13 protein-coding genes are annotated in these 11,874 nt (G+C 72.2%); 8 read left to right on the top strand and 5 right to left on the bottom strand.

Going from position 1 to position 11,874, the window contains the following annotated elements; all coding sequences use genetic code 11:
• Positions 1-195: 195 nt before the first annotated feature.
• From IE317_RS43605 to IE317_RS43615, 3 genes are read left to right on the top strand one after another with little or no spacing between them, the layout of a single operon-like run.
• Positions 196-1,509, top strand: coding sequence for an LLM class flavin-dependent oxidoreductase (locus tag IE317_RS43605; RefSeq protein ID WP_191317224.1), 1,314 nt, complete (start codon positions 196-198; stop codon positions 1,507-1,509).
• Positions 1,506-2,402 (top strand): TauD/TfdA dioxygenase family protein, encoded by an 897-nt coding sequence (locus IE317_RS43610; RefSeq protein WP_191317225.1) that lies wholly within the window; start codon positions 1,506-1,508, stop codon positions 2,400-2,402. Before IE317_RS43605 ends, IE317_RS43610 begins: the two co-directional genes overlap by 4 nt.
• A 52-nt stretch (positions 2,403-2,454) precedes the next feature.
• Entirely contained in the window at positions 2,455-3,366 is a 912-nt protein-coding gene (locus IE317_RS43615; protein WP_191317226.1) for an alpha/beta hydrolase, read from the top strand.
• Positions 3,367-3,424: 58 nt separating this feature from the next.
• Here IE317_RS43615 and IE317_RS43620 read toward each other — a convergent pair whose 3' ends face one another.
• Entirely contained in the window at positions 3,425-4,645 is a 1,221-nt protein-coding gene (locus tag IE317_RS43620; protein ID WP_229903244.1) for an amidohydrolase, read from the bottom strand.
• Between IE317_RS43620 and IE317_RS43625 the strand changes: the two genes are divergently transcribed.
• On the top strand, positions 4,644-6,149 hold the full coding sequence (locus IE317_RS43625; protein WP_191317227.1) for an aminotransferase class I/II-fold pyridoxal phosphate-dependent enzyme: 1,506 nt from the start codon (positions 4,644-4,646) through the stop codon (positions 6,147-6,149). The genes IE317_RS43620 and IE317_RS43625 overlap by 2 nt on opposite strands.
• Before the next feature lie 58 nt (positions 6,150-6,207).
• Here the strand turns inward: IE317_RS43625 and IE317_RS43630 are convergent, their stop codons facing one another.
• A complete protein-coding gene (locus IE317_RS43630) occupies positions 6,208-6,687 on the bottom strand; it encodes a hemerythrin domain-containing protein (RefSeq protein WP_191317228.1) in 480 nt (159 codons plus the stop codon).
• Between the two features lie 94 nt (positions 6,688-6,781).
• On the opposite strand from IE317_RS43630, the gene IE317_RS43635 reads away from it, so the two are divergent.
• Positions 6,782-7,876, top strand: coding sequence for a carboxylate-amine ligase (locus tag IE317_RS43635; RefSeq protein ID WP_191317229.1), 1,095 nt, complete (start codon positions 6,782-6,784; stop codon positions 7,874-7,876).
• Here the strand turns inward: IE317_RS43635 and IE317_RS43640 are convergent.
• Complete coding sequence (locus tag IE317_RS43640) at positions 7,873-8,259, bottom strand: STAS domain-containing protein (RefSeq protein ID WP_191317230.1); 387 nt, start codon at positions 8,257-8,259, stop codon at positions 7,873-7,875. The two genes, IE317_RS43635 and IE317_RS43640, sit on opposite strands and share 4 nt — an antisense overlap.
• A gap of 113 nt (positions 8,260-8,372) precedes the next feature.
• Here IE317_RS43640 and IE317_RS43645 point away from each other — a divergent pair, with 113 nt between their 5' ends.
• The gene (locus IE317_RS43645; protein ID WP_191317231.1) at positions 8,373-9,506 is read left to right on the top strand and encodes a carboxylate-amine ligase; all 1,134 of its coding nucleotides are present in this window, start codon (positions 8,373-8,375) and stop codon (positions 9,504-9,506) included.
• Between the two features lie 8 nt (positions 9,507-9,514).
• Positions 9,515-10,507 carry an iron-containing redox enzyme family protein gene (locus tag IE317_RS43650; RefSeq protein WP_191317232.1) on the top strand — a complete coding sequence of 331 codons (993 nt, stop codon included), beginning with the start codon at positions 9,515-9,517 and terminating at the stop codon, positions 10,505-10,507.
• 39 nt (positions 10,508-10,546) lie between these two features.
• Here IE317_RS43650 and IE317_RS43655 read toward each other — a convergent pair whose 3' ends face one another.
• Together IE317_RS43655 and IE317_RS43660 are read right to left on the bottom strand one after the other, a co-directional pair.
• The gene (locus IE317_RS43655) at positions 10,547-10,759 is read right to left on the bottom strand and encodes a CDGSH iron-sulfur domain-containing protein (protein WP_191317233.1); all 213 of its coding nucleotides are present in this window, start codon (positions 10,757-10,759) and stop codon (positions 10,547-10,549) included.
• Complete coding sequence (locus tag IE317_RS43660; RefSeq protein WP_191317234.1) at positions 10,746-11,465, bottom strand: methyltransferase; 720 nt, start codon at positions 11,463-11,465, stop codon at positions 10,746-10,748. Before IE317_RS43660 ends, IE317_RS43655 begins: the two co-directional genes overlap by 14 nt.
• A 155-nt stretch (positions 11,466-11,620) precedes the next feature.
• Here IE317_RS43660 and IE317_RS43665 point away from each other — a divergent pair, with 155 nt between their 5' ends.
• Positions 11,621-11,785 (top strand): hypothetical protein, encoded by a 165-nt coding sequence (locus IE317_RS43665; RefSeq protein ID WP_191317235.1) that lies wholly within the window; start codon positions 11,621-11,623, stop codon positions 11,783-11,785.
• The last annotated feature ends 89 nt before the right edge of the window (positions 11,786-11,874 follow it).

The following is an 11,874-nucleotide window of genomic DNA, read 5'->3' on the forward strand; positions in this document are numbered from 1 at the left end:
CCCCGTGGACGACCCGCCAGCATCTCCATAAACAGCGACCGAGCGCAGATCTCAATCAGCGGCCAGGGCGTCCAGAACGACGGAGCGACCACTCCTCGGAAGCCACCTCGAAGGCAAGAAACCATCAGCCACACCCCATCGCCCCGCGCATCCAGGACACCCCGTCCTGAACACCGACAATCTTATGGAGAAGCCATGATGCACCTCAACGCGTTCGTGATGCCGAACGGCCACCACGAAGCCGCGTGGCGGCACCCGTCGACCGACCCGCACCGGGCCCGGACGCTGCGGCACTACGTGGACATCGCGCGGACCGCCGAGCGCGGCAAGCTCGACTCGATCTTCCTCGCCGACGGCGTCGCTCTGTGGGGCAACGTCAAGCACAATTCCCACAGCCACTTCGAACCGCTGACCCTGCTCTCGGCGCTCGCCGCGTCCACGGTCCACATCGGACTGATCGCGACGGCGTCGACGACCTACAACGAGCCCTACCACCTGGCCCGGAAGTTCGCCTCGCTCGACCACCTCTCCGGCGGCCGCGCGGGCTGGAACATCGTCACCTCGGCGGGCATCGACGAAGCCTGCAACTTCAACCTCGCCAAGCGCCCGTCGCACGACGCGCGGTACGACCGGGCCGAGGAGTTCGTCGAGGTCGTCAAGAAGCTTTGGGACAGCTGGGACGACGACGCCGCGGTCGTCGACCGGCCGAGCGGCGTCTACGCCGACACCGACCGGATCCGCGCGATCGCCCACGACGGCCCGCACTTCCAGGTGCGGGGGCCGCTCAACATCGAACGCCCGGTGCAGGGCTACCCGCTGCTCGTGCAGGCCGGGTCGTCGGAGACCGGCAAGGAGTACGCGGCGCGGCACGCCGAAGCCGTGTTCACCGCGCAGCAGACTCATCCCGAAGGCAAGGCGTTCTACGACGACGTCAAGGGCCGTCTCGCGAAGTACGGTCGCACGCCGGACGAAATCAAGATCCTGCCGGGCATATCGCCGATCCTCGGCCGCACCGAAGCCGAGGCGCGGGCGCGTGAAGCCGAGCTGAACGCGCTGATCATCCCGGACTACGGGCTGCGGCAACTGTCCAAGATGCTCGACCACGACGTCACCCGCTACCCGCTGGACGGGCCGCTGCCCGACGTCGGCAGCTTCACCGAGGGCGGCCAGAGCCGGTTCGACCTGGTCGTCGGCCTGGCCCGGCGCGAGGACCTCACCATCCGGCAACTGCTGGAACGGCTGGCCGGCGGGCGCGGGCACCGGGTCTTCGCCGGGACGCCGGTCCAGGTCGCCGACGAGCTGGAGGCGTGGTACCGCGGCGGCGCCGCCGACGGCTTCAACGTCATGCCGCCCACCCTGCCCGGCGGGCTCGACGACTTCGTCGACCTCGTCGTCCCGGAGCTGCAGCGGCGCGGGCTGTTCCGCACCGAGTACTCCGGCACCACCCTGCGCGAGCACTACGGCCTCGCGCGGCCGGTCAACCGCAACCGAGTGAAGGAGCCCGCATGACCACCATCGGCACCGACGTCCGCAAGCTGACCGGGAGGATCGGCGCCGAGGTCGTCGGCTTCGACCCCGCCGGTGATCTCGACGCCACGCAGGTGGCGTTCCTGACCGACGCGCTGCACGAGCACAAGGCGCTGGTGTTCCGGAACGCCCGGCTCGACGACGAGGGGCAGCAGCGGTTCGCCGCGCACTTCGGCGAGCTCACCAAGGCCCACCCGACAGTGCCCGCCGTCGAGGGCGCGCCGACGATCCTGCCCGTCGACAGCGAGCGCGGCCGCGCCAACCACTGGCACACCGACGTCACCTTCGTGCTCAACCCGCCGAAGGCCAGCACGCTCCGCAGCCTGGTCGTGCCGCCCTACGGCGGGGAGACGCTGATCGCGAACGCCGCCGCGGCCTACCGGGACCTGCCGGAACCGTTGCGCGCCTTCGCCGACACGCTGCGCGCGGTGCACACCAACGACTACGACTACGTGCAGCCGCCGGAGACGGTGGACGAGCAGGAGCGGGAGCGCCGGGCGCAGTTCGTCTCGCGGAAGTACCGGACCGTGCACCCGGTGGTCCGGGTGCACCCGGTCACCGGTGAACGCGGCCTGTTCATCGGCGGGTTCGCCCAGCGGATCGAAGGCCTGTCGGTGACCGAGTCGCGGGACCTGCTGCGGCTGCTGCAGTCCTACGTCACGCGGCCGGAGAACATCGTGCGGGTGACGTGGGAGCCGGACCAGCTGGTGCTGTTCGACAACCGGATCACCCAGCACTACGCGATCGACAACTACGACGGCCTCCCGCGGCGGCTCAACCGCGTCACGGTGGCCGGGGACGTTCCGGCCGGCATCGACGGGCGGTCCAGCGAGTCGCTCGAAGGTGACGCGTCGCACTACACCTCGGTCGCCTAGTTAGCGCCCGTCCGCGCCCGGGTAACCGGGTGCGGACGGGAAGGAGTGTGTTGTGGTCAGTGTGCAGGCGAAGGTCAGGATGGCGGTGCTGCGGGCGTCGGGCCAGAAACGGTTTTACGACAACGCCTCGGCGTTGCACCACCGGCTGCCGCGGCACCAGAAGCCGTCGATGACCCGGCCGCCGCGAAAGGTCCGGCGGCGGGTCGACGTCGAACACCACGACGTGCTCGGCTTCCCCTGCTACACATTCCGGCCACGGGGCGTGCGGGCGTGCGACCTGCACGTGCTGCACCTGCACGGCGGCGGGTACGTCGAGCAGGTGGAGAAGCACCACTGGCGGTACGCCGCCGACCTGGTCGCCCGGCTCGGCTGCGCGGTGACGCTGCCGGTGTACCCGCTGGTCCCCCACCACGACCACACCGCCACCGTCCCGATGGTCCAGGCGGCCTACGACGAGATCGAGGCCGAGCGGGTCGTGGTGACCGGTGACTCCGCGGGCGGCGCGCTCGCGCTGGCGATCGCGCAGAACCTGCGCGCGGACGGCCGCCCGCAGCCCGAACGACTGGTCCTGTATTCGCCGTGGCTGGACGTCCTGCTCGAAGACCCCGTGTCGGAGCTGCTCGACGAGACCGACCCGATGCTCGGCATCGCCGGGCTGCGCGAGGCCGGGCGGATGTACGCCGAGGGCACCGATCCGCGCGATCCGCTGGTCAGCCCGATCCACGCCGACCTGACCGGGCTCGCCCCGATCACGCTGTTCATCGGGACGCGGGACGTGCTGCTGCCGGACTGCCGCCGGTTCCGCGCCCGGGCCCGGGACGCCGGGACGGAGCTGGACTACCGCGAATACCCCGGCATGTTCCACAACTGGCTCATGCAGGCGATCCCGGAAGGCCGGGAAGCGATGAACCACGTGGAGCGCCTCCTGCGGCGGTCACCCGTCAGCGCCCACCGAACGCAGTGAATGACTCGTTCCTGGCGTCGGACGCCAGGAACGAGTCATTCACTGCATCGGGGTCCGGTCAGCGGCCGTTCCGCGCCGAGTCCCGGAAGCAGTCCCACGCGCGGCTGACCAGTGCCGGGTGCGTCCGCAGGTCGATCACCGTGCGCGCCAGGGCGGCCGCCGAGGCCAGCATCGCCACCCGGCCGCGGGGGCTCGCCGCCGCCTGCGCGAACTCCGGGGTGTGGTCCGACATCTCCTCCGCCGTGATCGCGACGAACGGGTGGATCGCCGGGACGCGGACGCTGACGTCGCCGATGTCGGACGAGCCGAGGAAGACGCCCGGCGCCGGCGGGGTCGCGTGGATGCCGCACGCCGCCAGGTGCTCGGTGAACCGCTCCGAGAGCACCGGGTTGTCGCGGAAGTGCGCGTACCCGCGCCCGAGGCGTTCGACGTCGACCTTCGCCCCGGTTGCCAGCGCCGCCCCTTCCGCGCACGTCGTCACGTCCTCGACCAGGCGGTCGAGCGCGTCGGTCGTCAGCGCGCGGAGACCGAACCGGCCTTCGGCGCGGTCGGGGACGATGTTCGTGGCCTCGCCGCCCTCGGTGATGATCCCCTGGACGTGCGACCCGGCCGGCAGCCGCTGGCGCAGGGCGGAGACCGCGCCGAACGCCTGGATCAGCGCGGCGAGGGCGTCGATGCCGTGCTCCGGGTCGCCGGTCGGGTGGGCGGCCCGGCCGTGGAAGGTCACCTTCAGCTCGACCTGCGCGGTCAGCGGCGCCCACGACCACGAGTGGACGCCGGGGTGGACCATCAAGGCCGCGTCCACGTCGTCGAACACGCCCGCCTCGGCCAGTGCGACCTTGCCGCCGCCGCGTTCCTCGGCCGGGGTGCCCACGGCGAGCAGCGAGCCCGGGGCGTCCCCCAGGACGTCCTTGGCGGCCAGCGCGGCCCCCAGGCCGGTCGCCGCGATCAGGTTGTGCCCGCAGGCGTGCCCGAGGCCGGGCAGCGCGTCGTATTCGAGCAGCAGCGCGACGCACGGCCGCCCTTCCCCGGCGCGCGCGACGAACGCGGTGGGGAGCCCGGCGATCCCGGTTTCCACCTCGAAGCCGTCGGCGGCCAGCTCGGCGGTGAGCCGCTCGGCGGCCGCGTACTCCTCATAGGACAGTTCCGGCCGCTCGTGCAGCGCGGTCGCCACGGCCCACAGCCGCTCGTCCAGGTGCTCGATGCGCTCGTCGGCCCGCTCGTGCAGCTCCTCGTGCCACTCCATGCCCTCCGGGATACCCCAACCACGGACGGTCATGCCACCGGGGTGTTTCGCGCGGACCGCGTCCGGCTACTCCGGCGCCATGGACCACAGCAAGGCACCGGTGCTCGAGGCGCTGCGCGACTACCACAGCGCCGGCTACGTTCCGTTCAACGCGCCCGGCCACAAGCAGGGCCGCGGCATCGACCCGCGGGTACTGGAGGTCGTCGGCGCGGACGTCTTCAAGTCCGACGTCATCGCGCTCAACGGCCTCGACGACCGCCTGATGCGCCAGGGCGTGCTCGCCGACGCGCAGGCGCTGATGGCCGACGCGGTCGGCGCCGAGCACACCTTCTTCTCGACCTGCGGCAGCTCGCTTTCGGTGAAGAGCGCGATGCTCGCCGTCGCGGGCCCGCACGAGAAGCTGCTGGTGCCGCGGCACGTCCACAAGTCGGTGATCTCCGGGCTGATCGTCAGCGGCGTCCGGCCGGTGTGGGTGCGGCCGCACTGGGACGCCGAGCGGCACCTGAGCCACCCGCCGGGTGTGCGGGAGTTCGCGGAGGCCTACGAGAGCGACCCCGAGGTCAAGGGCGCGCTCGTGGTGACCCCGACCGATTACGGCACGTGCGGCGACCTGCGGGCGATCGCCGAGTGGTGCCACGAACGCGGGCTGCCGCTGATCGTCGACGAGGCGTGGGGCGCGCACCTGCCGTTCCACGACGGCCTGCCGCCGTGGGGCATGGATGCGGGTGCCGACGTCTGCGTCACCAGCGTGCACAAGATGGGCGCGGCGGTGGAGCAGAGCTCGGTCTTCCACCTCCAGGGCGACCGCGTCGACCCGAACGTGCTGAAGTCGCGTGAGGACCTGCTGGGCACGACCAGCGCGAGCTCATTGGTCTACGCGGCCCTCGACGGCTGGCGCCGGCAGATGGCCGAGCAGGGCAAGGAGCTCATCGACGGCGCGCTCACGCTCGTGAAGTCGGTCCGCGGCCGGCTGGCCGACCTGGGCCTGACGGTGATGCACGACGAGTTCCTCGGCCCGGACCTCGCCGACTCGGTCGACCCGCTCAAGGTCGTGCTCGACCTCGACCCGCTGGGCATCAGCGGCTACCAGGCCGCCGACTGGCTGCGCGAGCACCAGCGCGTCACCGTGGGCCTGTCCGACCACCGCCGGATCGTGGCCCAGTTCAACCACTCCGACGACGAGAAGACGGCGGGCACGCTGATCGATGCGATCGGCGCGCTGGTGCAGGCCGCACCGTCGTTCGAGAAGCCGCCGAAGGTGGATCTGCCGTCGCCGCGGGAGATGGAACTGGAGACGGCGATGCTGCCCCGCGACGCGTTCTTCGGCGAGATCGAGCAGGTGCCCGTGGCCGAGGCGGCGGGCCGGATCGCGGCCGAGATGATCACGCCGTACCCGCCCGGCGCGCCTGGCGTTCTGCCCGGCGAGGTGATCACCCAGCCGATGCTCGACTACCTGCGCAGCGGCCTCGGCGCGGGCATGCAGCTGCCCGACCCCGCCGACTCCGAGCTGAAGTCGATCCGCGTCGTGGCCCGCTAGTCGTGAGTGGTAAGGCGGGTTCTGACCCGCCTTACCACTCACGAGCGCACGGCGGCGGTCAGGCTTTGGCGCTCTTGAGTTCCAGAGGGTTCTTCGGTGCCTGGGAACGGGCGTCGATCATCCGCTGGCCCAGCTCCTGCAGCTGCTTGCGCCCCATCGCCGAGCGGACCTCGGGGAACCACTCGTCCTCTTCCTCTTCGACGTGGTGGCGGACGTTCTCGGTGAGCACGGTGACCTTCGCGTCGAAGGTCTCCTCCTTCGGGTCCATCCCGAGCAGTTCGGACAGCATCCACACCACGACGTGGTGCTCCTCGACGCTCTCCAGAACGTGGTCCTTGGTCTCCGGCACGGCTTCCCGCGCCGCCGGGTAGAAAATCTCTTCCTCGATGTAGGCGTGGACCGTCAGCTCTTCGATGATCGAGTCGGCGATCCTGCGCTTCTCTTCGTAGGCGTCCTCCCCGGCCTTCTCGAATTGCTTGAAGAGCTTCTCGACGGTCTTGTGGTCGTTCTTGAGCAGCACGATGGCGTCGGTCGACATGGACGGTCGGGTACCCGTTCCCCGCGCCGGAAAACGCCGTTTGCCGAAACCGCCGTTCGGGTATTCATGCGGTCCCGACCCCAGGAGAACCGCGGTGAACCAACCGATGGGCGATGTGCTGACGTTCGGCATCGAAGAGGAGTTCTTCGTCGTCGACCGCCGTGGCCACCTGTCCCACGCCGGCGACGACGTCGTCGACGCGGCGGAGGCCGCCGGCGACGACCAGGGCGAGCTGCAGCACGAACTCACGCGTCACCAGGCCGAGGCGGCCACCGACGTCTGCCGGACCCACACCGAAGCCCTGCGCCAGCTGCGCAGCCTGCGCGGAGACCTCGACGGCGCCGCCCGGCGGCGCGGGTACCGCGTCCTGCCGGCCGCGGCCCCGCTCCTGTTCGACCCGAACCCGCCCGTGATCACGCCGAACCCGCGCTACGAGCGGATGGCCGAGCACTTCGGCGCCACTGCGCGGACGTCGCTCACCTGCGGCTGTCACGTGCACGTCGCGATCCCGGACAAGGAAACCGGCGTCCAGGTGCTGAACCGGATCCGTCCGTGGCTGCCCGCCCTGCTGACGGTGACCGCGAACTCGGCGATCTCCGACGGCTACGACACCGGCTACTGCAGCTGGCGCTACCAGCAGTGGAGCCGGTGGCCGTCGGCGGGACCGCCGCCGCGGTTCGCCTCGCTGGACGAGTACGAAAGCATCGTCGACGGCTGGCTGCGCGCGGGCTCGATCCTCGACCGCGGGATGATCTACTGGGACGTCCGGCTGTCGGACAAGCAGCCGACGCTGGAGTTCCGCATCGCCGACGTCGCGGCGGTCCCGGAAGACGCGGTCCTGCTCGGTGTGCTGGCGCGCGGGCTGGTCGCCACCGCACTGGCCGACGGCGCACCCGCGCCGCACCTGTCGAACGAGGTGCTGCGCGCGCAGATGTGGCGGGCGTCGCGCGAAGGCGTCACCGGCTGCTGCCCGCACCCGAAGAGCGGAGACCTGGAACCGACGAAGGCGGTCCTCGACGACCTCGTGGAGCTCGTCGCCCCCGCGCTCGAAGCGGCCGGTGACCTCGAATTCGCCCGGGAAGGCACGGCGCGGCTGGCGGCCGAGGGTGGCGGCGCGGACCGTCAGCGGCGGCGGTTCGCGGAGCGGGAGCGCGCGGAGGACGTCGTCGACCTGCTGACGGGCGACTAATCCTGAAGGCGGTCGAGCAGTTCGAGGGCCCGGATCGCGGGACGCGACTCGCCCGGGTCGACGACCAGGTGGACGCCGGTCGCCTCGGCGTGCCGGTGGGCGCGCAGCAGCACGCGGATGCCCGCGCCGCCGAGGAAACCGACAGTGCCGAGGTCGACCCGCAGGACGCCGGGGCGGGCGCGGATGTGCTCGTCCAGCACCGCCGCCAGCCCGGTCACCGTGCACAGGTCCACCTCGCCGGTGACCTCCACGACGACCGCGTCGGGACTCTTCCAGCGGATGCGGCTCCCCGGATCGCCGTCGGACGGGGCGCGCGGTGCAGGCAGCCCGTGCGTCGGCGGCGCTTCGGCCCCGATCACGCGCAGCCGCTCGTGAGTCGTCATGGGTGCGAGGTACCCGCCGTGCGCGAGCGGTGAAACAAGACCCGGGTCCAGGTGCATTTCCGCGCACCGAACGGGTAACCCCGGCGAACGCCCGTCCGGAAGGAGCCCGACCCATGTCCGACGGCCCGCCCACGATGGGTGTCGAAGAGGAGTTCCTCCTCGTGAACCCCCGCACCGGGCACGCTTCACCGTGCGCCGAACCGGTGCTGGCCCGGTACCGCCACCACGGGCCGCTGCCCGACGGCGTCCGGGTGCACCGGGAGCTGCGGCTCACCCAGCTCGAAGCCGCCAGCGGCGTCTGCACGACGGCCGGCGAACTCCGCGACCAGCTGACCGTCGCGCGCCGGGTGCTGGCCGGGGCCGCGGCGGCCGAGGACTGCGCGCTCCTGGCCACCGGGACGCCGGTCGGGCCCGGACCGGCCACGCAGCCGCCCCCGAGCACCGGCCGGTACGCCGAGATCGACGCCGCGTACGGCGCGGTCGTCGCCGACTACGAGGCCTGCGGCTGTCACGTCCACGTCGGCGTCGCCGATCCCGACACCGCGGTCGCCGTCGTCAACCACCTCGGCCGGTGGCTGCCCACGCTGCTCGCCCTGTCCGCCAATTCGCCGTTCGACCACGGGCGCGACACCGGCTACGACAGCTGGCGGATGGTGCTGCAGTCGCGCTTCCCCGGCTCCGGCGTCGCCCCGCACCTGCGCGGGCACGCGGAGTACCGCCGGGCCGTCGAGACGCTGGTCGACTGCGGCGCGCTCGTCGACCCGGACCAGACGTTCTGGCTGGCCCGGCCGTCCGGCCGGTTCCCGACGGTCGAGTTCCGGGTGGCCGACACCGCGCTGACCGTCGACCACGCCGTGCTGCAGGCCCTGCTGAGCCGCGCGCTGGTGCAGCGGGCCCTGGCCGACCTCGCCGAGGGCCGGGAGGCAGCGCCGCTGTCGCCCCAGGTGGCCGCGGCGGCGGTCTGGGCCGCGGCGCGCCACGGCCTGTCCGGGAGCCTGGTGGACGCCGTCGAGGAGACGCGGCGGCCCGCGTGGACGCTCGTCGAGGAGCTGCTGGCGCACGTCCGCGCGCCGCTCGAAGAAAGCGGTGACCTGGTCGAGGTGCGGAAGCTGGTCGAGGCGGTGCGCGCCGGCGGCAGCGGCGCGGCGCGGCAGCGCGCGGTGGCCGATCGCGGGACGGCCGAGGCGGTGCGGTGGCTCACCGCGGCGACTGTGCCCGTGGGGCATGGATCGCTGCTGACGGGGTAGCCGGGATCATGACGACTTCCACCACTGCGGCGCTCACCCTGCCCGCCGCGCGGGGTCCGCTGTCGGCGTCGGTGCTGGGCACGCTTCTCCGCGAGCAGCCGCGGGCGGATCTGGACTTCGACGGTCTTGCGGACGCCGACCCGCTCGGCGACGATCTCCAGCTGGCCCTGCACCTGTGCTACGAGCTCCACTACCAGGGCCTGCCGGGCGTGTCCCCCGACTGGGAATGGGATCCGGAACTGCTCCGCCTGCGCGGCGCGCTCGAGGCCCGGTTCCTCACCGCGCTGCGCGAGAGCGTGCCGGGCGGCGACGACGTCCAAGCGGCACTCGACGACCTGCTGGTCGAGCCGATCGACGTCGAAGGCGTCTCGCACTACCTGCGCGACCACGGCGACTGGACGCAGGTGCGGGAGTACTTCACGCACCGCTCGATCTACCACCACAAGGAAGCCGATCCGCACGCGTGGGTGATTCCCCGGTTGCGCGGCCGCGCCAAGGCCGCACTGGTGGCGGTGGAGTTCGACGAGTTCGGCGGCGGCCGCGCGGAGCTCGTGCACGCCCGCCTCTACGCCGACCTGCTGCGCGCGGCCGGCCTGCCCGACGGCTACCTCGCCCTCATCGACCAGGTCCCCGGCGCGATGCTGGCGGTGGTCAACATGATGTCGCTGTTCGGCCTGCACCGGTCGCTGCGGGGCGCGCTGTGCGGGCACTTCGCCGCGGCGGAGATCACCACGGCGCCCTCCGCGCAGCGGATGGACCAGGCCCTGCGGCGCCTGGACGCCCCGGAGGCGTGCCGGTTCTTCTACACCGAGCACATCGAAGCGGACGCCGTCCACGAGCAGGTCATGCGTCACGACGTGCTCGGCGACCTGCTGGAGCAGGAGCCCGAGCTGGCCGCCGACGTCGTGTTCGGCATCCAGGCGACCGAGTTCCTCGAGGGCCGGTTCGGTGAGCAGTTGCTGAGGCGGTGGAAAGCCGGGAAGTCGTCACTGCGCACCTGACGAAAAATGGCCTCCCGGTCCGCCGAGAGGCCATTTCGGTCAGTCGTTCGCCTGCGTGCGGACGCGTTTGCGGTGGCTGGTGTCGCAGAACGGGAACCGCTTGCTGCGCCGGCACGCGCACACCGCGACCAGGAACCGGTCGGAGCGCACGAGCTCGCCCTCGGGCGTGCACAGCTCGACCGGTCCCTCCACCAGGACCGGGCCACCCGGGACGACGGTCACCCGGCGGGGCTCCCGCTCAGCGGTCGGCACGGAGCACCACCAGCTCTTCCATCCGCTGACCCGGCCGGATCAGCCCGGCCGCCTCGAGGAACTCCGTCCGTCCGGAAAGGACCGGGCCGAACGGGATCCGCGCGCGGCGCGCCACCGAAGTCCGCAATCCCTGCGCGGCCAGCATTTCCCGCGACTTGTCCGGATCGGCCATGGTCGACTGGACGAGCAGCATGGTCCCGCCCGGACGCAGGAGCGTCGCCGCGGCGGCGCACAGCGGGTCCAAGAGCGCGCGGCCGTCCGGACCGGCGTCCCAGCCCCGGGTGGACCGGACCGTCGGCGCCGGGGACGGCACGTACGGCGGGTTCGCGACGACGACGTCGAACGGGCCTTCGCGCAGGGCTCGGCCGAGGCCTCCCCGGCACGGGCGCACGGCGAGCTGCCGGACCAGCGCGTTGAGGCGCGCCGAAGCCAGCGCCCGGCGCGAAAGGTCCACCGCGACCACGGTTCCCGCGCCGCGGCGAGCGAGCGTGATCGCCTGCGCGCCGGTACCGGTGCACAGGTCGAGGGCCCGCGCACCGGCCGGGATCGCCAGCTCCGCGATCGCCGAGGCGAGCAGGGCGGTGTCTTCCTGGGGGCGGTAGACGCCGGGCAGCCGCAGCATCCGCGGGGCGGGCGGCACGGGCTGGGGGACGACGGACCGGGCGGCCAAGGGGCCCGGGCGGACGGGTTCCGCCGACGTGGTCATCTGGGTCTCCTTCACTCGCCGCGGTCCCGGCGCGATCGCCGGCGGACAACCGCGTCGCTCCCCGGCTTACCCGGCGATCATCATGGCAAACGCCGGTGGTTGAGCCGTGCGCGGCGGGGTATCCGGGGTGGAAAGGACCGTGAAGGAGGCATGAGATGACGTCCGAAGAGCGCACGCAGCACCCGACCGATCCCGCGGAAGGCCCCCGCGGCGACGACCCGCACGGCGACACGCCGGAGGCCCAGCGCGAAACCCTCCGCGGCGAGCAGGGCACGTCGGGCGGCGACGAGCACGACGACAGCGACCCGCAGTCGGGCTGAGCACCCACCCCTCGTGAGTGGGAAACAGGGTTGGAACCCTGTTTCCCACTCACGAGGGCAAGCGGGGGTCGCGTTCGGACTGTCCGAAC

This window comes from Amycolatopsis bullii, from assembly GCF_014654205.1.
In the GTDB taxonomy this organism is placed as follows: Bacteria; Actinomycetota; Actinomycetes; order Mycobacteriales; family Pseudonocardiaceae; genus Amycolatopsis; species Amycolatopsis plumensis.